Here is a 19,710-nt window from a genome sequence, read left to right as displayed (position 1 = left end):
CCTGCCCGTGAGGCTGGTCTTTGCAGGCACTCCGGAGTTCTCGGTCGCCGCGCTCGATGCCCTGGTCGCCGCCGGGCACCAGATCGTCGGCGTCTACACCCAGCCGGATCGGCCGTTCGGACGCGGCCAGAAGCTGACCCCCTCGCCGGTCGCCCAGCGCGCCAGCGCCCTCGGCCTGCAGGTCCACAAGCCCGCCTCGCTGCGCAAGGAGCCAGATGCCCTGGAAACCCTGCGCGCGCTGGCGCCGGACGCCATGGTGGTGGTCGCCTACGGCCAGATCCTGCCGCAGAGCGTGCTCGACATCCCGCGCCTAGGCTGTCTCAACATCCACGCCAGCCTCTTGCCACGCTGGCGCGGCGCCGCACCGATCCAGCGCGCGATCCTGGCCGGCGACACCGAAACCGGGGTGACCATCATGCGCATGGACGCCGGCCTCGACACCGGCCCGATGCTGCTCTGGGAATCGCTGCCGATCGGCGGAATGACCGCCGGCGAGCTGCACGACGCCCTGATGCCGCTGGGTGCGCGCCTGATCGTCGAAGCGCTGCGACGCCTGGCAGTCGGCGAGCTGCCCGATATTCCGCAGCCCGGCACCGGCATCAGCTACGCCGCCAAGCTGAGCAAGGACGAGGCGCGCATCGACTGGAGTCTGCCGGCAGAAGAAATCGCCCGCCGCATCCGTGGCTACAACCCGGTGCCGGTGGCCTGGAGCGAGCTGGCCGGCGAGCGGATCAAGTTCTACCGCGCCGAGGCGCTGGCCGCCGCAGCTGACGCGCCCGCCGGCACCGTCCTGGGGGCCGATGCCGGTGGCCTGCTGATCGCCACCGGCGAGGGCTGCCTGGGCGTGCGGGAGCTGCAACGCCCCGGCGGCAAGCCGCAGCCGGCCACGACTCTCCTCCGCTCCTGGGATTTGTCTGGGCAGCAGTTCCTTTAGCGAATATCCAAATGCCCACCCCTCCCGCAAATGCCCGCGCCGCAGCCGTCCAGGCCGTGCTGGCGACGCTGTCCGGCAGCAGCCTGGACGACGCCTTCACCAAGCTGCCGAGCAGCCTGCCCGCCCGCGACCAGGCCTTCGCCAAGACGCTGGCCTATGGCGTGCTGCGCGAGCACCGGCTGCTGTCCTGGCTGATCGCGCAGCTGCTCGACAAGCCCTTGCCGGCGACCAGTGCCGCCCACGCCCTGCTGGCGGTGGGCCTGCACCAGCTGCGCACACTGGGCACGCCGGCGCACGCGGCGGTGGGCGAGACCGTGAACGCCACGGAAGCTCTCGGTATCGCCAAGGCGCGCGGGCTCATCAACGCCATCCTGCGCCGCTACCAGCGCGAATCGGCGGCGCTGGAAGAGCGCCTGCCGGCCGATCCGGCGATCCGCCATTCCTATCCCGACTGGCTGGCGCAGGCGGTGTGGCGAGACTGGGGCGAGCAGCACCAGGCGGTCTTGGAGGCCGGCAACCAGCCGGCGCCGATGACGCTGCGGGTCAATCGCCGGCTGGGCTCGCGCGACGATTACGGCGCCCGGCTGGAAGCGGCGGGTATCGGCTCCTGCGCCCTGCCCTCGGTGCCCGACGCCCTGCGTCTCGACGAGCCCTGCCCGGTGGATCGCCTGCCCGGCTTCGCCGACGGCGCGGTCTCGGTGCAGGACGCCTCGGCGCAGCTGGCGGTCAGCCTGCTGGAACTGCGCCCGCGCCAGCGCGTGCTCGACGCCTGCGCCGCACCCGGCGGCAAGACCGCGCAGGCGCTGGAGCGGCAGGACGAGCTCTATCTCACCGCGCTCGACAAGGACCCCAAGCGTCTGCAGCGGGTGCGTCAGAACCTGGAGCGGCTGGGCCTGTCCTGCGTCGGCTTCGCCGCCGACGCCGCCGACACCGCCAGCTGGTGGAACGGCGAGATGTTCGACCGCATCCTGCTTGACGCACCCTGCAGCGGTAGCGGCGTGATCCGCCGCCATCCCGACATCAAGTGGCTGCGCCAGGCCGAGGACATACCCAAGCTGGCGGCGCAGCAGACACGCCTGCTGGAAGCACTGTGGCCGACGCTGGCGCCGGGCGGCGTGCTGGTCTACGCGACCTGCTCGATCCTGCGCCAAGAGGGCGAGGAGGTGGTGCGCAGCTTCCTGGTGAAGACCGCGGACGCGCATGAGAAGAAGATCGAGGCGAACTGGGGCGAGGCGCGCAGCGTCGGCCGCCGGATCGCCCCCGGCGCGCTCAATGATTTCGATGGCGACGGCTTCTATTACGCGCGGCTGGTGAAGAAGGCGTGAGGTCGGGCGCCTGCGGCGCCCTGTAAGGGCGCTCGCCGCTGCGCGGCTTGCTGTGAGGTCGGCCCTGCGGGCCTGTGAGGAAAAGCTCAGCCAGTTTCGGCGCGCCGCTGCTTTTCCTCACAGCGACGGCGCAGCCGGAGCGACCTCACAGTGCCGCGTCAGCGGCACGACCTCACAGGGCGCGTAGCGCCCGACCTCACGTATTAGAAGAAGTGCCGGCGCTTGAACCAGAGCAGCAGGCCGCCGCCGACCATGACCAGTACCGCCAGCACCGCGTAATAGCCGTAGTGCCAGGCCAACTCCGGCATGTGCTCAAAGTTCATGCCGTAGATACCGGTGATGAGCGTGAGCGGGAAGAAGATCGCCGACAGCACGGTGAGGTTCTGCACGATCTTGTTGGTGCGGTGGGCAACGCTGGAAAAGTGCAGCTGCATGGTGACTTCGATGTCTTTCTGGATCGAGTCGGCATGGCGCTGCAGGCGCTGCAGGTGCTCGCGCAAGTCGTTGAGCCGCACCCGCTGGGCGTCGGTCAGCTCCACCCGCATCTCCCGCGCCCAGGTATCGAGCGTCGTCCGGTTCTGCTCGCAGAGCAGTTCCAGCGAGTGCGCCTGCTTGCGCTGCGAGAGCAGTTCGTGCCAATCCTCGAAGGGGTTTTTCGGGTCCAGCAGCATGTCCTGCAAGTGCTCCAGGCGAGTCTCCAACTCGTTCACCACCGGCAGCGAGCGATCGACCATGGTGTCGAGTAGCACGTGTACCAGGCCGAACGGAGTCGAGGGGAAACGCAGCTTGGTCTCGCAGAACTTGCGCTTGACCAGATCGAAAGAGGCGCTGTCTTCCGCATGCACGCTGACCAGCAGGCGGTCGAAGAGGAAGAAGGCGGCGGACTTGGTGAAGATCAGATCCTGATGGCTCTCGCAGTCTTCCGGCACCAGGCCCTGGAAGATCAGCATGTCGTAGTCCTCGGTAACCTCGAAGATCGACGGGTGATCGCCGTTGTAGCTGTCGGCGATGTGGTCCTCGTGCACCTTGAAGCCGGACAGCTGCTCGACCCGCTTCGGCCAGCTCTGGGCCTCGTGGCGGGTGAAGTCCAGCCAGACGAAGCCCTCCTCAGGCAGGGCTTCGACGCTGTCGAGGCGCTGGGGCACCTCGCCTTGGCGGGAGAACAGGAAGATTTGCATCGCCCATTCTGCAACGAAAAAAGGCGCCGCTGGGGAGCGACGCCTCGGTCGATACCGCGCGGGGCGCGTCTGCTTAGACCAGCAGCGACTCGATCGCGGCGCGCTCTTCGCGCAGCTCGGTCTCGGTGGCCAGCATCTTGCCGCGGCTGAACTCGTTCACGTCCAGACCCTGGACGATCTCGTACTGGCCGTTCTTGCAAATGCAGGGGTAGCCGTAGACCACGCCCGGGGCGATACCGTAGCTGCCGTCGGAGGGCACGCCCATCGACACCCACTTGCCGTTGGAACCCAGCGCCCAGTCGCGCATGTGGTCGATGGCGGCGGAGGCGGCGGAAGCGGCGGAAGACAAGCCGCGCGCCTTGATGATGGCGGCGCCGCGCTGCTGCACGGTGGGGATGAACTCGTTGGCGTACCAGGCCTGGTCGATCAGCGACAGCGCCGGCTTGCCGCCGACGGTGGTGTTGTGCAGGTCGGGGTACTGGGTGGAGCTGTGGTTGCCCCAGATGACGATCTTGTCGATGTTGTTGCCGTGCACGCCGGTCTTGCCGGAAAGCAGGCTGATCGCGCGGTTGTGGTCCAGGCGCACCATGGCGTGGAACTGCTTGGGGTCCAGACCCTTGGCGGCGGTGGCAGCGATCAGGGCGTTGGTGTTGGCCGGGTTGCCGACCACCAGCACGCGCACGTCCTTGCTGGCGTTGGCGGCGATGGCCTTGCCCTGGGGACCGAAGATGCCGCCGTTGGCGGTCAGCAGATCCTTGCGCTCCATGCCGGGGCCGCGCGGGCGGGCGCCGACCAGGAAGGCGTAGTCGGTGCCGCTGAAGGCCTCGTTCATGTCACCGGTGGCGGTGATGCCGCTGACCAGCGGGAAGGCGCAATCCTCGACCTCCATCACCGTGCCCTTGAGCTTCTCCAGAACCTCCGGCACCGGCACTTCCAGCAACTGCAGGTGCACCGGCTGATCGGGGCCGAACAGCGAGCCGGAGGCAATGCGGAAGATGAGCGAGTAGGCAATCTGGCCGGCGGCGCCGGTGACGGCGACCTTGACGGGCTTTTTCATGAAAGCTCCCATGGGGGTTGGACGAGTGCTGCGCGAAAGGGCGCACATTTTAGCCAGATCGGCGCGGCGCGGCCGGGCCGCCGCTACGACCTTGGGATGAGCCCCTCAACCAAGTACCGCGCGCGGCGGCGTTTGCAGCACCCGCCGCATCGACAGCCAGCCCAGCGCCGTCACCAGCGCGGTGCCGGCCAGCGCACCCAGCAGCCAGAGCAGCGGCCTGGGGCCGTAGGGGATATCGAAGACTCCGGCGGCCAGACCCCAGGCCACGCCCTGGGCGGCCGCGGCCGCCACCAGGCCGGCCAGCAGGCCGAGCAGGGCGTACTCGGCCAGCAGGCCGGCCAGCAGGGTCGAGGAGCGCGCGCCTAGCGCGCGCAGCAGGGCGGTTTCGCGCGCCCGCTCACCGCGGGTGCCGTCGATCGCCGCCAGCAGCACCAGCAGGCCGGCGAGCAGCGCGAACAGGAAGACGAATTCCACCGCCCGCACCACCCGGTCGACGATGCCGCGCACCTGCTGGATTGCCGCCTCCAGGTCGAGTGCAGTGACATTGGGGAACGTCCGCACCAGCTCGGAGAGCACCGCGCGCTGCTGCGGCTCCAGGCGGAAGCTGGTCAGCCACTGGCGCGGCGCCGCCTCGAGCGTGCCGGGCGGGGTGACCAGGAAGAAGTTGGGCTTGAAGCTGTCCCAACTGACCTTGCGGGTGTTTTTTACCGTCAGCGTGTAGATCTGGCCGGCGATGTCGAGCCCGAGGGTATCGCCGAGCTTGAGCTTGAGCCGCTTCACCGCGTAGTCGTCGGCCGACAGCCAGGGCTGGCCCTGCGCGGAGGCGTCCCACCACTCGCCGCTGAGCAGCTCGTTGTCGGCCCCGAAGTGATCGGTCCAGCTCAGATTGAATTCGCGGTTGATCCAGCGCCGGGTCTCGGGGTCGTCGAAGGATTCCTCGCTGACCGGCTGTCCGTTGAGCGCCACCAGCCGGCCGCGCGCCATCGGCCACAACACCAGTTCGCCGAAACCGCGTTCACGGAAAAAGGCCTTGAGCGGCTCCACCTGCTCGCTCTGGATGTTGATCAGGAACTGGTTGGGGATGTCCGCCGGCAGCTTGTCGCGCCAGCTCTCCAGCAGGTCCTGGCGCACCACCGAGATCAGCAGCAGGGCCAGCAGCGCCAGGCCCAGGGCCACCACCTGCCCCACCGTCGCCGCCTGCCTGCGCGCGACGTTGGCCAGGCCAAAACGCCAGGCCGAGCCACCGCGCCGGCGCAACGGCGCCAGCGCCCGCACCATCAGCCAGGCCAGCAGCGCCAGCGCCCCGCAGGCCAGCGCGGCGCCGACCAGGACGATGCCAGCGAGATCCGGCGCGCCGGTCTGCCAGAGCAGCAGGCCGACCACCGCCAGCAGCGCCAGCACCGGCACCCAGCGGCTGGGCCCGGCGCTCAGCTCGCGCGCCAGCACCCGCAGGGGCGGCGTGCGCACCGCCGCCAGCACCGGCGGCAGCGCGAAGCCAAGCAGCATCACCAGTCCCAGTACATAGGCGGACAGCAGTGGCGCCAGCGGCGGTGCCGGCAGCTCCACCTTCATCGCCTCGCTGAGCAGGGCGCCGATCACCGCCTGCCCGAGCAGTGCCACCAGGGCACCGACCAGCCCGGCGACCAGGCCCAGCAGCAGCAATTGCAGACTCAGGCTCTGCAACAGGAAGCGGCGGCGCGCGCCCAGGGTCTTGAGCAGCGCCACCTCGTCGCGCAGCGAAGCGCCGTGGCCGCGGGCGGTCAGAGCGACCGCTGCCGCCGCCAGCAACGCGGCGGCGAGGCCGGCGATGTCGAGGAAGAGGCCGGCGCGATCCAGCGCCGAGCTGAGCTCGCGCCGGGCATCGCGCGGGGTCTCGAATTTCTGCGTCGGCGCCAATTCGATCTGCTGGGCAGCGGCGATCTGCTCGGCGCTGCCGGCCAGCAGCAGGTTGTAGCTGGCGCGGCTGCCGAGGGTCAGCAGGCCGGATTCGGGAAGATCTTCGGCATTGATCATCAGCCGCGGTGCGAGATCGGAGAAGCCACCGCCACGATCCGGCTCGAAGGCGATCAGCGCACTGGCCTTGAGTTGCAGCCGCCCGAGTTGCAGCGACGCTCCCGGATCGATGCCCAGCTCCTGCAACACCCGCAGATCCACCCAGGCCTCGCCGCGCGGTGGCACGCCGGACGCCGGCTGTGGAGCGCCGAAGGCTTCGCGGGCAATGCGCAACTCGCCGCGCAAGGGATAACCGGCTTCGACCGCCTTCACCGACACCAGGCTGGTGTAGTCACCCGCCACCGCGACACTGGGGAACACGGTGACCGCCGCCGTGCGCAGGCCCAGGGCTTCGAGCTGCGCGCGCAAGGCCGCCGGCAGCGGGTCGCGGCTGCCGAGCAGGGCATCGGCACCCAGGGCCTCGCCGCTCTGCCGCTCCAGCGCCAGCCGCACCCGCTCGGTGAACAGGCCGACGCTGCCAACCGAGGCCACCGCCAGGGCAATGGCGAAGCCGAGAATCAGCAAGCGACCGGAGCGCCAGCCGCGCAACAGGCTGCGCAAGGCGTGAGCAAGGACTTTGTTCATGCGAAGCACAGAATTTGTCACCAGCTAGGACGTTACTACGAGGGTAGGCGGCTACGAGGCAGTTGTAGAAAAGCCAGCAGATCCACTAGCCGACCTGTTCAAAGCATCGGCTAACGCATTTTTATTGCGGTACAGGTTGCGGCGCTTGTGAGCGCCGCTATCCCCCCCGGAAACAGCCTCGGTTGGACATCCTCCACAACTACATCGCGTCGATGCTCCCGCCGCTGGGATTCTCAACATAACACTGGTGCTGCGGTGCAAACCTGGGGCCAAACATCGGCGATGTTGATATCTCGCGGTTGCTCGGTGGTGATCAGCTACTGAATTTTCTCAACGGCATCCTTAACAAGCTTCTAGCTGCACCTCCTCAACCGAAGCTCAGCAACATCGGCAACTCCGCCAGACAGTTATGGGCGGCAACCCCCGAAACCAGTGACAGGCGGGCGGGACGAAACAGGAAGACTCAGGGTTGCGCTACGGCGGTAGGCGCAGCCGGCATGCTGCCCAAGCTCTGCCCGGCTAGTCCAACTCCCGGAGCCAGCAAAGGTGCCAACAGATTCTGTGCCCAGCCTGAAACAGCGGAACTGGGCGCCGGTGCAACCGAACTCGGCGTATACATGGTAGTCGGCGTGCTACTCCCACTGTATGTCGTGGTGGCACTGGCAACGCCACCCAGCCCTCCCTGGAACTTCTTCCAGAGAATCTTTCCTTCACGGAGATCCACCAGCGCAGCCATGTTGGATGCACCTCCGGTAGGGACGCTAGCCACGGTACCCAGGGTCAGAACCGCAGTTAGCACAGCCGTTCCAACAACCTTACCCCCCGACACTTCGAGCGAGTCGCCAGCAACCAGCCAAAGGTAGTCAGCTCCGAAGTGCTGTCGAAGGTCCTGAATCTTTTCTGGCGAAAGGTCCAGCGAAACTACCGGCGGCGTATCACCGTCCTTAGTGATCATCGAAGAAGGCATGTGATAGACCTCTTTGAAGAGCACATGCAGGGTCTCGGCGTCTTGCACGTTAGTCACCGCCCCAGGGGTGAAAATCTTCGGGAACCGGCCCTCCTCCAACTCGGACTCGCGATCCTTGCTAGGGATAAAACGCAGGGACTCCGCCTCGCCAGGCTCATAGCCAGCACACATCATGGTTGTCGGAGCAGCCTTGGGTGGAAGGCCATAGTTGGCAAGGTACTTGACCAACGCATCACTCATGTCCGCGCTGCGTTTTTGCGCTGCTTCTACCAGAAAGTAATCGTCGCCCACCTCATCACGCAAAGAGCAACCACTTACGATGAGAAGAGGCGGCTTCTCACTGAGCTGCCGGGCAATGCCAGCGTAGTAATCAACGGGCTCTGCGATCGGAGCCGTTACGCAGCCGACTAACAGAAAGGCGACACCGGCGACGAGGCCGGTCCGGAATTGGCGCATGACTTTTCCCCTTTTTCGTATGGTCTTTGAACTTCCTTCAATGCCGATATTAAGCCGGCCCAAAAGAGCCAGGGAAGAGTTGGCGGATAACCTCAATTTGCCAAAAGCCGCCCCCCAACCAACCGCAGAGTGCGGCCGCAACGGGCGGCCAGCTGCGCGTCGTGGGTGACCAGCACCAACGTCGCGCCGCGCTCGCGGTTGAGCGCGAACAGCAGGTCGATGATCCGCGCGCCGGTGGCGGTGTCGAGATTGCCGGTGGGCTCGTCGGCGAACAGGATCTTCGGCTCGGCGGCGAAGGCGCGCGCCAGCGCCACCCGCTGCTGCTCGCCTCCGGAAAGCTGCTGCGGGTAATGACTGAGCCGCGCACCCAGGCCCACCGATTCCAGCGCGGCGACGGCAAGCTCGCGGGCATTGCGACGGCCGGCCAGCTCGGCCGGCAGCATCACGTTTTCCAGCGCGGTGAAGCCGGCGAGCAGCTGGAAGGACTGGAACACGAAGCCGACCCTGCCGGCGCGCAGCGCGGCGCGGGCGTCCTCGCTCTTGTCCTCCAGGGTCTGGCCATCGAGGCGGATCGAGCCGGCGCTGGGCGTGTCCAGCCCGGCCAGCAGAGACAGCAGCGTAGTCTTGCCGGACCCGCTGCTGCCGACGATGGCGACACTCTCGCCGGCTTGAATCTGCAACTCCAGCCCCGACAGGATGGTCAGTGCTTCCGCTCCCTCGCCGCTGGTCACCCGCTTGACCAGCCCCTTCGCCTCGATGGCCGATGTCATGACTCGTTTCTTCTCGGTAGTGCTGCTGTGTCTGTACTCGGCGCTGGCAGCCGCCAAGCCGGCGACGCCGCCGGTGATCCTGGTGCTGGGCGACTCGCTCTCGGCCGGCTACGGCCTGCCGCGCGAATCCGGCTGGGTCTCTCTATTGGAGCGGCGGCTGAAGACTCAAGGCTATCCGCACCGGGTGGTGAACGCCTCGATTTCCGGCGACACCAGCGCCGGCGGTCTGAGCCGACTGCCCGCCGCCTTGGAGGCGCAGCGGCCGCAAATAGTTCTGATCGAACTCGGCGCCAACGACGGCCTGCGCGCTCAGCCGGTGAAGGCGCTGCGCGGCAATCTGGAAAAGCTGGTGGGCTTGAGCCGCGCCGCCGGCGCTACACCGGTGCTGTTCGAGATGCGTATCCCCTCCAACTACGGCCCTGCTTACACCGAGAGCTTCGCGCGCGCATTCGGCGACACCGCGCGGGCACTGAAGACGCCGCTGGTGCCGTTCTTTCTCGCCGCCATCGCCGCCGATCCCAAGCAGTTCCAGGACGACGGCATCCACCCCAACGCCGCCGCCCAGCCCGGCCTGCTGGACGCGGTCTGGCCGACGCTCAAGCCGCTGTTGCGACGCTGATCCGGCGCAGACGCGGCGCGCGCGGGGGTTCTAGACGCCGCCAAACTTCTCCCGCACCCAGCGGCGGATCGCGCCAGGGCCGACGCCGTGCACGCGCTTGAACGCCTTGCGGAACGAGGCCTCGTTGTCATAGCCCATCTGCTCGGCGATCGCGGCGACCGACATCCTGGGGTTGCGCAGCGCCAGCTCGGCCTGGGTCATGCGCCAGCGGGTGAGATAGTCGATGGGCGTAGCGCCGACAACCGCCAGAAAGTGCGTGGCGAACGCACTTCGCGACATGTTGGCGAGTCTAGCCAGCGACTCCAGGGTCCAGTCGGCCCCCGGCTCGCGGTGCATGGCGCCCAGCGCCGGACGCAGCCTGGCGTCCGCCAGCGCGGCTAGCACACCACGCCGGTTGGCGAGCCGCAGGATGTGGTGGCGCACCACCATCACGAACAAGGTGTCCGCCAGCTTGTCGAGCACCGTGCGGGTGCCGATGGCCTCGCCGCCGGACTCCGCCAGCATCAGTTCCGCCAGGGCGGCCAGCGGCCTGCCGCCGTCTTCGCGGCGGATGTGGATCAACCCCGGCAGGGCTTCAAGCACAGGGTTCTTCTCGCCCAGCTCGAACTGGAAATATCCGCACACCATAGTCGTGTACGGCCCCTGCCCACCCTGCCCCGGCAGAGGCTCCTCTCCCTGTAGCTGGGGCGCGGCGGAGAGCATGTGCCAGTCGTCGTGCGGCAGCACCACCAGATCGCCTGCCTGCATCGCCACCGGCTCCGCCCCGCCGCGGTGGTGCAGCCAGCATTGGCCTTCGCCTATCAGGTGAAAGGCGCCACGCCGCATCCCGGCCGTACTGTGCTGCCAGGCGCCGCAGAACCGGGGATGGCCGTACACCCCGGCCCGCAGCTGGTAGGCCGACAGCACCGAGGACAGCAGGTCGTCTTCTGGACTCATGGACATATCTTCAGGATTCCTACCCGTTCAGCCGCTCGCCACCCTCGCCTACGGTGGCCGTTGCGGTTCGATGCGGGCGGGACCCACCGGATGTTCCGGGTTATTTGAGTCTGCGATTGTTTTGGGGGAGCTGTCGATGCACCGTCTCAAGTCCGTATTCATCTCCGCCTATCTGAGCCTGCTGACCGCGGCCCTGGTCTGGGCTGGCCTGCGGCTCTGGTCCGATCCGGCGAACCTGGCCTATTGGGGGCTGGTGCTGGCCTCGGGGGTGCCGCTGCTGTTCTTCGCAAGACTGTTTCTCGCCCCGGTGGCCCGCACCGGGGCCAATCTGAGCTGGATACCCTGGGCCGGCGCCGCCGGAACCGCGCTGGCCCTGGATTCGACCGGCGTGGGGCTTGCCAGCGTTCTAGCCGCAGTCAACGGCGTGGTGCTAGCCCTGCTCTACATCCACTGGTATTCCCGCTTCGAAGACCGCCAGCCGGGACCGCTGGCGGTCGGCAGCCTGCTACCCGAGCTCAGCCTGACCGCCATGGACGGAGCGCCCCTGCAAACCGCGGAGCTGACCCGCAAGACCGCGCTCTGGATGTTCTACCGCGGCAACTGGTGCCCCCTGTGCATGGCGCAGATCCGCGAAGTGGCGGCCGAATACCGCCGCCTGAACGAGCGCGGCGTGGAGGTGTATCTGATCAGCCCGCAGTCACAAGAGCACAGTCGCAGCCTGGCACAGCGCTTTGAAGCGCCGATGCGCTTTCTCGCCGACCCGGACAACCGCGCCGCGACGCGGCTGGGCATCCTCGCCGAAGGCGGATTGCCGCTGGGCATGCAGCTGCTGGGTTATGACTCCGACGTGCCGATGCCGACCGTGTTCATCACCGCAGCCGGCGGTCGCATCGTCTATAGCGACCTGACCAGCAACTACCGGGTGCGCCCGGAACCGGCCGAGTTTCTCGCCGCGCTCGACCGCGCCGGCCTGTAACCGACATCAGACCAGGCGCTAGTCGGAGCGCGGGCGGCCGCGTTGGAGGTCGCGTTGGTACTGGCCCAGCGCGCGCTCGGTCTGCGGGCCCAACCGGCCATCGACCGGGCCGGGCTGGTATCCCTGATCGCGTAGCGACTGCTGCACCCGGCCGATCACCTCAGGGGTCATATTGGTCGGGCACAGTACCGGCCGCCATTCGTAGCGCTCCGGCGCCAGCAGCTCCTGCTGCCAGCGGCTCTCCAGCTGCGCCGGCTCCCGCACTCGTTCGGCCGTGGCCGGCGCGACCAGCCGCGTCGCCGGGCGCTGGCCCAGTTGCTCGGGCACCACCACGCGTTTCAGACCGGTCGGCGCCTTCGCCACCCGCCGCGTCACCGTGCGGTAGACCGCCGGCTCCTCGCCCAGACAGTAGAGATCGCCGGTGGCCTGGTCGATGCGCTGCACCGGCCCGCTGCCGCGCCGCCAGACCTGCCGGGCCGGGCGCTCCAGCACCTGCTCGCGGATCGTCTCGTAACCGCCCTCGTCGGCGGCCGGAGTCAGCTCGGTCTGCTCGTAGGCCTCGCGCCGTACATAGGTCTCGCGACCCTGCGCGTAACGCGCTGGCGTGGTTTCCAACCACTCGTTGGCTGGAGCGCGTTGATAGACCTGCTGGCGCTCACGGACTTGCGCCGGAATGCGCACCAGCGCGAAGCACTCGCCGGGACGCGCAACCGGCAGCGGCGGCATCTCGGCGGCGACGATCTCCGCGGCGGGCGTCGGCGAGGTTTCAGCCGCAGGCGGCAGGCGCGCCGCATCCAGGCTCATTACCGGCGAGGTCGAGCCCCGCACCAGCTCGGTCCTTTGCTGCTCCATCAGCCGCTCGACGGTGCGCTGCTGTTCGATCTCGCCTTGCGAGCGCGGCGCAAACGCCGGGCTGCGGTAGGGGTCTACCGGCGTGGTCTGCGCCAGGACCGGAGCCGCCGATACCGCGGACAGCGCGAGGAAACCGAGCAGCCGCTTGAGCGTATCCATCCTAGCCTCCGTGTGGGTCTGCGCGGGCATACCGCGAGTGTAGCGACATGACCGCGACACCCGGTCAGCGCAGCAGCATCAGCAAGCCCACCAAGGCCAGCAGCACCGCGAACGCGCGCTTGAGCGTGCGCGCCGGCAAGGCATGCGCCCAGTGGGCGCCCAGGGGAGCGGTCAGCACGCTGGTCACCGCCAAGCCGAGAAAGGCGTAGAGACTGATGTAGCCCAGGTGCGGCCCAGCCAGACCGACCACCTGCCAGCCGCTGATCGCGAAGCCCAGCGCACCACCCCAGGCGATGGGGATGCCGCCGGCCGCCGCGGTGCCCACCGCCTGCTGCATGGGCACGCCGCGCCAGGACAGGTAAGGCACGGTCAGCGAGCCGCCGCCGATGCCGACCAGGGCCGAAAGCAGGCCGATGCCGCCGCCGGCCGCCAGCAGCTCGCCGGTCGGCAGGCGGTGGCCGCCGGGATGCGCCTTGGGCTGGGCGCCGAAATACATCTGCGCCGCCACCAGCAGGGCGCCGACGCCGACGGTGTTCTTCAGCGCCGTGCCGGACAAGCCATGCGCGACAAAGGCGCCGCCCAGCGCACCCAGCGCCAGGCCGGGCGCGAAGCCGCGCAGCAGATCCCAGCGCACCGCCCGGCGGCGCTGGTGGGCGCGGGTGGAGGAGATCGAGGTGGCGCCGATCACCGCCAGCGAGGTGCCGATCGCCACCTGCATCACCACCGCCGCCGGCACTCCCAAGGCCGGCAGCACGAAGGCCAGCGCCGGCACCATGATCAGGCCGCCGCCGACGCCGAACAGCCCCGCCAGCACGCCAGCCGCGGCGCCGGTGGCGACGAAGATCAACAGGGAGAACATGGGCGCAGGACCTACAATGGCGGCAAATGAGCGCGCATCCTAATTCCCTCCGCTATCGACCGCTGACTCGCGGTCTGCTGGCCGGCTTGATCCTGGCTTTCGCGGGCCAGAGCCACGCCGCGGACGAGGTGCGCGCCACCTTCAGCGCCGCCTACCAGCAGCCCAGCGCCGATCCCGCCGCCGCCGCGGCCGACAGCGCCGCGCTGCGCGCCTACCCGCTCTACCCCTGGCTGCGCGCGGCGCGGCTGAAAGCCCAGTTGGCGGCCGGACAGCCGCAGGCCGAGGCCGGCATCGCCGCCTTTCTCGCCGAGCAGGGCGAGGCGCCGGCCGGCCGCGAACTGCGCCGGCTGTGGCTGGCCAAGCTCGCCGAGCGCCAGGACTGGACCGCCTTCCTCGCCGCCTGGCGCGAAGACCTCGGCGACGAGGCCCTGCGCTGCCGCGCGCTCGACGCCTGGCTCGCGACCGGCGCCACCCCCGAGCTGGCGCAGAGCCTGGCCGAGCGCTGGGTCGCCGAGGCCGAGCTGCCCGCCGAATGCGGCAATGCCCTGGCCTGGCTGCGCCGGCAGCCGGTCTATGACGCCGCGCTGATCGAACGCCGGGCGCGCAGCCGCCTGGTCGAGGGCGACAGCGCCCGCGCCAGACCGCTGCTCGCCGAGCTGCCGGCGGCACGACGCCCGCCGCTGGAGGCCTGGCTGGCCCTGCTCGACAACCCCGCCGCCGGTTTCGCCCAGCTCGCGGCCGGCGCCGGCAGCGCCATCGACGACCAGGGTCTGCGCGAGAGCTGGCAGCGCTACGCGCGGCGCAACACCGACGCCGCCACCGCGCTGCTGCCGCGCCTGCTGGTGGCGCTCAAGCCCTCGATGGCGACCACCGAGGCGCTGACCCTGAGCGCCGCCCTGCCGCTGGCCTGGAGCCGCGACCCCGGCGCGTTGGGCCTGTTCCAGTCCGCGGCCGCCAGCGGCGAGCCGCTCGACGAGCGCGCGCTGGAATGGCGGCTGCGCGCGGCGCTGTGGAACGGCGAGTGGCTACAGGTGCTGGCCTGGACCGACGCCCTGCCCGCCAAGCTCGCCAGCCAGCCGCGCTGGCGTTACTGGCGCGCTCGCGCCCTGGAGGCGCTGGGCAGGACCGACCAGGCGCGGCCGCTGTACCGCGCGCTCACCGGCGAGTTCGACACCTACGGTCTGCTCGCCTCCTGGCGGCTCGGCCAGGCCTGGACGCCGCCCTCGCGTAGGCTGGCAGTGGTCGGCCCGGAGGCGCGTGCCGCGCTCGCCGCCCTGCCCTCCTACGCCCGCGCCGAGGAGGCCTGGGCGCTGCAACTGCGCAGCATCGCCTCGCTGGAATGGCGCGCGACCTTCGACGCGCTCGACCCGAAGCTGCGGCCGGCCCTGGTCGCAATCGCCGGGCAATGGGGCTGGTACGACCAGGCGGTGGTCACCGCCACCCGTCAGGGCCTGTTCGACGACGTGCCGGCGCTGTTCCCGCGCCCCTACGAGGGCGAGGTGCGGCAGGCGGCGGCGCTGTCCGGCACGCCGCCGATGTGGATACACGGCGTGATGCGCAAGGAAAGCGTATTCAAGGCCGATGCGGTCTCCGCCGCCGATGCCATCGGCCTGCTGCAGCTGCTGCCCTCCACCGCCAAGCTGGTCGCCAAGCGCAACCAGCGGCCGGCGCCCAGCCGCGAGCAGTTGTTCGACCCGGCGGTGAACCTGCCGCTAGGCGCCCTGCACCTGCGCGAGCTGGCCGACCAGTACCAGGGTCGCTGGATCCTGGCGCTGGCCGCCTACAACGCCGGCGCCCGCGCCGCCGAGCGCTGGCGGCCCACCGACGGCGCTCGCGAGGCCGATGTCTGGATCGAGAACATCCCCTACAACGAGACCCGCGTGTATGTGCAGCGCATCCTGCTGCATGCCGCCGCCTACGACTGGCTGGAAACCGGCAAGGCGGTGCGCGCCGCTGCCTGGCTACCGCCGGTGACGCCTTCGGGTTCGCCTTGAAGCGCTATCTGGTCGGTGGTGCGGTCCGCGACGCCCTGCTCGGCTTGCAGGCCAAGGAGCAGGACTGGGTGGTGGTGGGCGCCAGTCCGGAGGAAATGGTCGCCGCCGGCTACCGGCCGGTGGGCAAGGACTTTCCGGTGTTCCTGCACCCGGAAACCAAGGAAGAACACGCGCTGGCGCGCACCGAGCGCAAGAGCGGCCGCGGCTATCACGGCTTCACCTTCCACACCGGGCCAGAGGTGACGCTGGAAGAGGATCTGATCCGCCGCGACCTGACCATCAACGCCATCGCCCGCGACGCCGACGGCCGCCTGGTCGACCCCTATGGCGGCCAGCGCGATCTGCAAGCCCGCGTGCTCCGCCATGTTTCGCCGGCCTTTGCCGAAGACCCGCTGCGGGTGCTGCGGCTGGCGCGTTTCGCCGCCCGCTTTGCACCGCTGGGCTTCAGCGTGGCACCGGAGACCCTGGCGCTGTGCCGGCGGCTGGTCAACGAGGGGGAGATCGACCATCTGGTCGCCGAGCGGGTGTGGAAGGAAACCGAGCGCGCCCTGATGCAGACCCTGGCGCCGCCTCTGATCGCCACCGGCGGTGAAGCGATGGCGCGCAGCTGCCGGCCGTCGGTGTATTTCGAGACCCTGCGCGCCTGTGGTGCGCTGGCGCGCTTGTTCCCGGAGCTCGATGCGCTGTTCGGCGTGCCGCAGCGCGCCGACTACCACCCGGAGGTCGACTCCGGCGTGCACACGCTGATGTGCATCGACGCCGCCGCGCGCCTGGGCTTTGGCCTGGAGGTGCGGGTGGCGGCGCTCTGCCACGACTTCGGCAAGGCGCTGACCCTGCCCAGCCGCTGGCCCAGCCACTACGGCCACGATCTTGCCGGGGTGCCGCTGGTGGAGCGCTTCTGCGAGCGCCTGCGCGTACCCAAGGCCTGCCGCGAGGTGGCCTTGATCCACACCCGCGAGCACCTGCTGGTGCACCAGGTGCGGCAGCTGCGGCCGCAAACCCTCTTGGAGCTGCTGGAGCGGATGAAGGCCTTCAAGGACGAGCGCCAGTTCGCGCAGGTCTGCGAGGCCTGCCTCTGCGATGCGCGCGGCCGGCTCGGCTATGAGGACTGCGACTACCCGCAGCTCGACTACCTGCGCGCGGCGGCGGCCGAAGCCAGCCAGCTACAGGCGCGCGAGGTGATGGCCGAGGGCATCCAGGGTGCCGCCATCGGCCCGGCGCTGGCGGCCAAACGCGGCGAACGCCTGAGCGCCTGGGTCAGCCGGCAGCGCGCGGCCGATCCAGGCTAGGCCGGACTCACCAGGGATTCACGCCGGGTTCAGCGCCCAGGCACAGACTACCGGCCGCCCTCTTTGTGGCGACCACTTTCTGGAGCATCCCTATGAACAAGAACCTTGCTGTCCTGCTAATGATCGCCGCTCTCGGCGTCACCACCACCGCCTGCAAGAAGGAAGAGCCGAGCGCCGCCGCGCAGCTGGAAGAGAAGGTGAAGGACGGTCTCGACATGCGCGAAAACGAGAAGCTCAAGGACGCGGGGGAAAACGCCGCCGACGCTCTCGAAAGTGCCGGTGAAGCCGCGAAGGAAGCCGCCGAGGCGGCCAAGGAAGCAGTCACTCCGGAAGAAAAGCCCAACTGATCGGGCCGCTCCTTACAAGAGCCGGTGGCGTTTACGCCACCGGCTTTTTTATGGCCGCAGCGCCGCTCAGAGTGCTACCAGCAGGATCAGGCCCAGCGCCAGCCGATACCAGGCGAAGGGCATAAAGCCGTGGTGGCTGATGAAGCCCAGCAACCAGCGCACCGCCGCGAAACCGGTGATGGCCGCCACCACGAAGGCCAGCGCCAGCTGTCCCCAGGGCTCGGCGGCGGCGGCACCGCCCGACTTCAAGACCTTCAGCAGCTCATAGCCGCTGGCCGCGAACATGGTCGGGATGCCGACCAGAAACGCGAACTCGGCGGCGCGTGGCCGCAGGGTCAGGCCCGCCAGCATGGCCGCAAAGATCGCCGCCGCCGAGCGCGAGGTGCCGGGGAACACGCCGGCGACGACCTGCGCCACGCCGACCGCGACCGCGACTTTCCAGCTCAGCTCGGCCATCGCCGGCTGGCGCTGGGCCCAGGCCTCTACCGCGAAAATGACGAAGCCACCAACGATCAGCGCGACGGCGATCGGCGTCACCGTATCGGGCAGCTCAGCGCCCAGTATCTTGGCGATCAGGCCCAGCACCGCAGTGATGCCGAAAGCCACCGCGATCTTGCTCAGGTAGTCGAAAGCCTCGGGCTCGCGCCAGTCGCGCGCCAACTGCAGCAGGCGGGTACGGTAGACCAGACAAACTGCGAGGATGGCGCCGGCCTGGATGGCGACATTGAACAGATCGCTGCGCCGGCCCAGCCACTCCTCGGCGATCAGCAGATGTCCAGTAGAGGAGATGGGGAGGAATTCCGTGAGGCCTTCGATCACACCCAGCAGCACAGCCGTCAGCCAGTCGTTCACACTTACAGTCCGAATCGAAAAAATGAGTGCGGAGACTAGCGCATGAACGAAGCTCCTGTAGCCCTGGTAACCGGTGCCGCGCGCCGCGTCGGCGCCGCCATCGTCCGCCGCCTGCACGCGGATGGCTGGCGGGTGGCGATCCACTGCGGCCACTCGCGTGACGCGGCTGAAACCCTGGCGCAGCAGCTCTGCGAACTGCGGCCGGCGAGCGCGCGGGTGTTTTCCGCCGACCTGCGCCGCGAGCAGGCGCCGGCCGAGCTGATCGACGCGGTCATCCTGCAGATGGGGCCGCCCACCGCCCTGGTCAACAATGCCTCGTCCTACTACGCGACACCGCTGGCCAGCCTGACGCCGGCGATGATCGACGAGCTGGTGGCGACCAATCTGAAGGCGCCGCTGCTGCTGATCCAGGCCGCCCTGGCGGCCGGCGCCCTGCACAAGGTGGTGAACCTGCTCGACGCCCACACCCGCCAGCAGCCGCGGCCCGGCCTGTCGGCCTACAACGCCGCCAAGGACGGCCTCTGGGCGCTCACCGAGACCCTGGCGGTGGAGCTGGCACCGGCGGTGCGCGTCAACGGCGTGGCCCTGGGCCATATCGCCGCCGAGGTGCATGCCGAGCCCACCGACGCCGAGCGCCAGGATCTGATCGACAAGGACGCCCAGCTGCCGCGCATCCCGCTGCGCCGCTTCGGCACGCCGGCCGAGGTGGCGGCGGTGGTGAGCTGGCTGCTCTCCGAACAGGCCAGCTATCTGGCTGGCGCGGTGATTCCGGTCGACGGCGCGCGGCGGCTGGTCTAGCCGGAAAGCGCGCTGCCGCCGAGCGCCACGCCGTCCGGCCCGAAGCGGCGCTCCTCGAAGCGCCAGCCCTCAGGGCCGAGCAGCACCACGCTGGAGGCGCGGGTGCCGTAGCGGGCGCTGCGGATGAATGGCGGCGCCAGCAGGCGCTCCAGATCCAGACCGACACCGGTGTCGGGTAGCTCGGCATCGGCGGGCGCGCGGTCGTCGGCGAGCGCGGTGAACAGCGGCTCGACCTCCTCCCGCCCCTCATCCAGCCAGGCCTGTAGCGCGGCGCGCAGGCGCAGGGTCTTGGGCCAGGGGGTGTTGAGGCCGGCATTGGAAATCGCATGCACGCCCGGCGCCACCGGCTGCCAGCGCGGCTCGGGCCGGTTGCTGGCATAGCTCAGCGTCTGGCCGTCACTGAGCAGGAGGTTAAAGGCGCCGAAGCGGCCGGCCTCGTCCATCAGGCCCTGCGCCGCCTCCGGTGCGGAGGCGGCGCCTTGCAGAAAGCCGGTGGCCAGGGCGCCGCGCGAGCGCAGGCCGGCCGCCGCTGGCTGCGGCTCGCGGACATTGGTCACCGCCGCCAGCCGACCACCCCCGCTCAGCGCCAGCCAGGCGCCACCGGCGCGCAGATCGCGACCACCGTAGAGGCCGGGCGCGTCCGGCCACTCGGCCAGCGGCGCGGCGGGACGGTCGTGGAATTCGTCGCGGTTGGCGACCACGATCAGCGGGTAGCGCGGGTGGGCGCGCCAGGCAAGGGCGATCAGGCACATGCCGGCATGGTAT

General features: G+C 69.4%; 18 protein-coding genes. 8 read left to right on the top strand and 10 right to left on the bottom strand.

Features of this window, described 5'->3' with window-relative positions:
• The first annotated feature begins 7 nt into the window (after positions 1-7).
• Positions 8-934 (top strand): methionyl-tRNA formyltransferase, encoded by a 927-nt coding sequence (gene fmt, locus AC3WT6_RS06125; protein ID WP_492652676.1) that lies wholly within the window; start codon positions 8-10, stop codon positions 932-934.
• Positions 935-945: 11 nt separating this feature from the next.
• Positions 946-2,259, top strand: a complete 1,314-nt coding sequence (gene rsmB, locus AC3WT6_RS06120; RefSeq protein WP_492652675.1) for a 16S rRNA (cytosine(967)-C(5))-methyltransferase RsmB — start codon at positions 946-948, stop codon at positions 2,257-2,259.
• A gap of 203 nt (positions 2,260-2,462) precedes the next feature.
• On the opposite strand, the gene AC3WT6_RS06115 is transcribed toward rsmB, so the two are convergent.
• The 5 genes from AC3WT6_RS06115 to AC3WT6_RS06095 form a co-directional block, all read right to left on the bottom strand.
• Positions 2,463-3,437 carry a magnesium transporter CorA family protein gene (locus tag AC3WT6_RS06115; protein ID WP_492652674.1) on the bottom strand — a complete coding sequence of 325 codons (975 nt, stop codon included), beginning with the start codon at positions 3,435-3,437 and terminating at the stop codon, positions 2,463-2,465.
• A gap of 73 nt (positions 3,438-3,510) precedes the next feature.
• Positions 3,511-4,494, bottom strand: a complete 984-nt coding sequence (locus tag AC3WT6_RS06110) for a malate dehydrogenase (protein ID WP_492652673.1) — start codon at positions 4,492-4,494, stop codon at positions 3,511-3,513.
• 105 nt (positions 4,495-4,599) lie between these two features.
• A complete protein-coding gene (locus AC3WT6_RS06105; protein WP_492652672.1) occupies positions 4,600-7,071 on the bottom strand; it encodes an ABC transporter permease in 2,472 nt (823 codons plus the stop codon).
• A 463-nt stretch (positions 7,072-7,534) separates the two neighbouring features.
• Complete coding sequence (locus tag AC3WT6_RS06100; protein ID WP_492652671.1) at positions 7,535-8,494, bottom strand: hypothetical protein; 960 nt, start codon at positions 8,492-8,494, stop codon at positions 7,535-7,537.
• 92 nt (positions 8,495-8,586) lie between these two features.
• Positions 8,587-9,264 carry an ABC transporter ATP-binding protein gene (locus AC3WT6_RS06095; RefSeq protein WP_492652670.1) on the bottom strand — a complete coding sequence of 226 codons (678 nt, stop codon included), beginning with the start codon at positions 9,262-9,264 and terminating at the stop codon, positions 8,587-8,589.
• Here AC3WT6_RS06095 and AC3WT6_RS06090 point away from each other — a divergent pair.
• The gene (locus tag AC3WT6_RS06090; RefSeq protein WP_492652669.1) at positions 9,263-9,883 is read left to right on the top strand and encodes an arylesterase; all 621 of its coding nucleotides are present in this window, start codon (positions 9,263-9,265) and stop codon (positions 9,881-9,883) included. The genes AC3WT6_RS06095 and AC3WT6_RS06090 overlap by 2 nt on opposite strands.
• A 30-nt stretch (positions 9,884-9,913) precedes the next feature.
• Here AC3WT6_RS06090 and AC3WT6_RS06085 read toward each other — a convergent pair whose 3' ends face one another.
• Positions 9,914-10,825, bottom strand: a complete 912-nt coding sequence (locus AC3WT6_RS06085; RefSeq protein WP_492652668.1) for an AraC family transcriptional regulator — start codon at positions 10,823-10,825, stop codon at positions 9,914-9,916.
• A gap of 130 nt (positions 10,826-10,955) precedes the next feature.
• Here AC3WT6_RS06085 and AC3WT6_RS06080 point away from each other — a divergent pair, with 130 nt between their 5' ends.
• Complete coding sequence (locus AC3WT6_RS06080) at positions 10,956-11,795, top strand: peroxiredoxin family protein (protein WP_492652667.1); 840 nt, start codon at positions 10,956-10,958, stop codon at positions 11,793-11,795.
• A gap of 18 nt (positions 11,796-11,813) precedes the next feature.
• Here the strand turns inward: AC3WT6_RS06080 and AC3WT6_RS06075 are convergent, their stop codons facing one another.
• Positions 11,814-12,806 carry a peptidoglycan-binding domain-containing protein gene (locus AC3WT6_RS06075; RefSeq protein WP_492652666.1) on the bottom strand — a complete coding sequence of 331 codons (993 nt, stop codon included), beginning with the start codon at positions 12,804-12,806 and terminating at the stop codon, positions 11,814-11,816.
• Between the two features lie 64 nt (positions 12,807-12,870).
• On the bottom strand, positions 12,871-13,665 hold the full coding sequence (locus AC3WT6_RS06070) for a sulfite exporter TauE/SafE family protein (protein ID WP_492652665.1): 795 nt from the start codon (positions 13,663-13,665) through the stop codon (positions 12,871-12,873).
• Between the two features lie 26 nt (positions 13,666-13,691).
• Between AC3WT6_RS06070 and AC3WT6_RS06065 the strand changes: the two genes are divergently transcribed.
• From AC3WT6_RS06065 to AC3WT6_RS06055, 3 genes are all read left to right on the top strand, one after another.
• Positions 13,692-15,659, top strand: coding sequence for a lytic transglycosylase domain-containing protein (locus AC3WT6_RS06065; protein ID WP_492652664.1), 1,968 nt, complete (start codon positions 13,692-13,694; stop codon positions 15,657-15,659).
• The gene (locus AC3WT6_RS06060) at positions 15,656-16,948 is read left to right on the top strand and encodes a multifunctional CCA addition/repair protein (RefSeq protein ID WP_492652663.1); all 1,293 of its coding nucleotides are present in this window, start codon (positions 15,656-15,658) and stop codon (positions 16,946-16,948) included. Before AC3WT6_RS06065 ends, AC3WT6_RS06060 begins: the two co-directional genes overlap by 4 nt.
• Before the next feature lie 92 nt (positions 16,949-17,040).
• Entirely contained in the window at positions 17,041-17,295 is a 255-nt protein-coding gene (locus AC3WT6_RS06055; protein ID WP_492652662.1) for a hypothetical protein, read from the top strand.
• Positions 17,296-17,361: 66 nt separating this feature from the next.
• Here AC3WT6_RS06055 and AC3WT6_RS06050 read toward each other — a convergent pair whose 3' ends face one another.
• Positions 17,362-18,147: an undecaprenyl-diphosphate phosphatase gene (locus AC3WT6_RS06050; protein WP_492652661.1), complete on the bottom strand. Its 786-nt coding sequence runs from the start codon at positions 18,145-18,147 to the stop codon at positions 17,362-17,364.
• A gap of 42 nt (positions 18,148-18,189) precedes the next feature.
• On the opposite strand from AC3WT6_RS06050, the gene AC3WT6_RS06045 reads away from it, so the two are divergent.
• Complete coding sequence (locus tag AC3WT6_RS06045) at positions 18,190-18,945, top strand: SDR family oxidoreductase (protein ID WP_492652660.1); 756 nt, start codon at positions 18,190-18,192, stop codon at positions 18,943-18,945.
• Here the strand turns inward: AC3WT6_RS06045 and AC3WT6_RS06040 are convergent.
• Positions 18,942-19,697, bottom strand: a complete 756-nt coding sequence (locus AC3WT6_RS06040) for an NRDE family protein (protein ID WP_492652659.1) — start codon at positions 19,695-19,697, stop codon at positions 18,942-18,944. The genes AC3WT6_RS06045 and AC3WT6_RS06040 overlap by 4 nt on opposite strands.
• Positions 19,698-19,710: the final 13 nt, after the last annotated feature.

Source organism: Stagnimonas sp. FW305-C-60, from assembly GCF_058782965.1.
Note: the sequence above shows the minus strand (reverse complement) of the source record. Positions and strands in the feature narration are given on the sequence as shown.

Excerpts from the sequence above, each read along its gene's own strand:
- rsmB (WP_492652675.1), top strand. The coding sequence starts at position 946 with ATGCCCACCCCTCCCGCAAATGCCCGCGCCGCAGCCGTCCAGGCCGTG.
- AC3WT6_RS06115 (WP_492652674.1), bottom strand. The coding sequence starts at position 3,437 with ATGCAAATCTTCCTGTTCTCCCGCCAAGGCGAGGTGCCCCAGCGCCTC.
- AC3WT6_RS06110 (WP_492652673.1), bottom strand. The coding sequence starts at position 4,494 with ATGAAAAAGCCCGTCAAGGTCGCCGTCACCGGCGCCGCCGGCCAGATT.
- AC3WT6_RS06105 (WP_492652672.1), bottom strand. The coding sequence starts at position 7,071 with ATGAACAAAGTCCTTGCTCACGCCTTGCGCAGCCTGTTGCGCGGCTGG.
- AC3WT6_RS06100 (WP_492652671.1), bottom strand. The coding sequence starts at position 8,494 with ATGCGCCAATTCCGGACCGGCCTCGTCGCCGGTGTCGCCTTTCTGTTA.
- AC3WT6_RS06090 (WP_492652669.1), top strand. The coding sequence starts at position 9,263 with ATGACTCGTTTCTTCTCGGTAGTGCTGCTGTGTCTGTACTCGGCGCTG.
- AC3WT6_RS06095 (WP_492652670.1), bottom strand. The coding sequence starts at position 9,264 with ATGACATCGGCCATCGAGGCGAAGGGGCTGGTCAAGCGGGTGACCAGC.
- AC3WT6_RS06085 (WP_492652668.1), bottom strand. The coding sequence starts at position 10,825 with ATGTCCATGAGTCCAGAAGACGACCTGCTGTCCTCGGTGCTGTCGGCC.
- AC3WT6_RS06080 (WP_492652667.1), top strand. The coding sequence starts at position 10,956 with ATGCACCGTCTCAAGTCCGTATTCATCTCCGCCTATCTGAGCCTGCTG.
- AC3WT6_RS06075 (WP_492652666.1), bottom strand. The coding sequence starts at position 12,806 with ATGGATACGCTCAAGCGGCTGCTCGGTTTCCTCGCGCTGTCCGCGGTA.
- AC3WT6_RS06070 (WP_492652665.1), bottom strand. The coding sequence starts at position 13,665 with ATGTTCTCCCTGTTGATCTTCGTCGCCACCGGCGCCGCGGCTGGCGTG.
- AC3WT6_RS06065 (WP_492652664.1), top strand. The coding sequence starts at position 13,692 with ATGAGCGCGCATCCTAATTCCCTCCGCTATCGACCGCTGACTCGCGGT.
- AC3WT6_RS06055 (WP_492652662.1), top strand. The coding sequence starts at position 17,041 with ATGAACAAGAACCTTGCTGTCCTGCTAATGATCGCCGCTCTCGGCGTC.
- AC3WT6_RS06045 (WP_492652660.1), top strand. The coding sequence starts at position 18,190 with ATGAACGAAGCTCCTGTAGCCCTGGTAACCGGTGCCGCGCGCCGCGTC.
- AC3WT6_RS06040 (WP_492652659.1), bottom strand. The coding sequence starts at position 19,697 with ATGTGCCTGATCGCCCTTGCCTGGCGCGCCCACCCGCGCTACCCGCTG.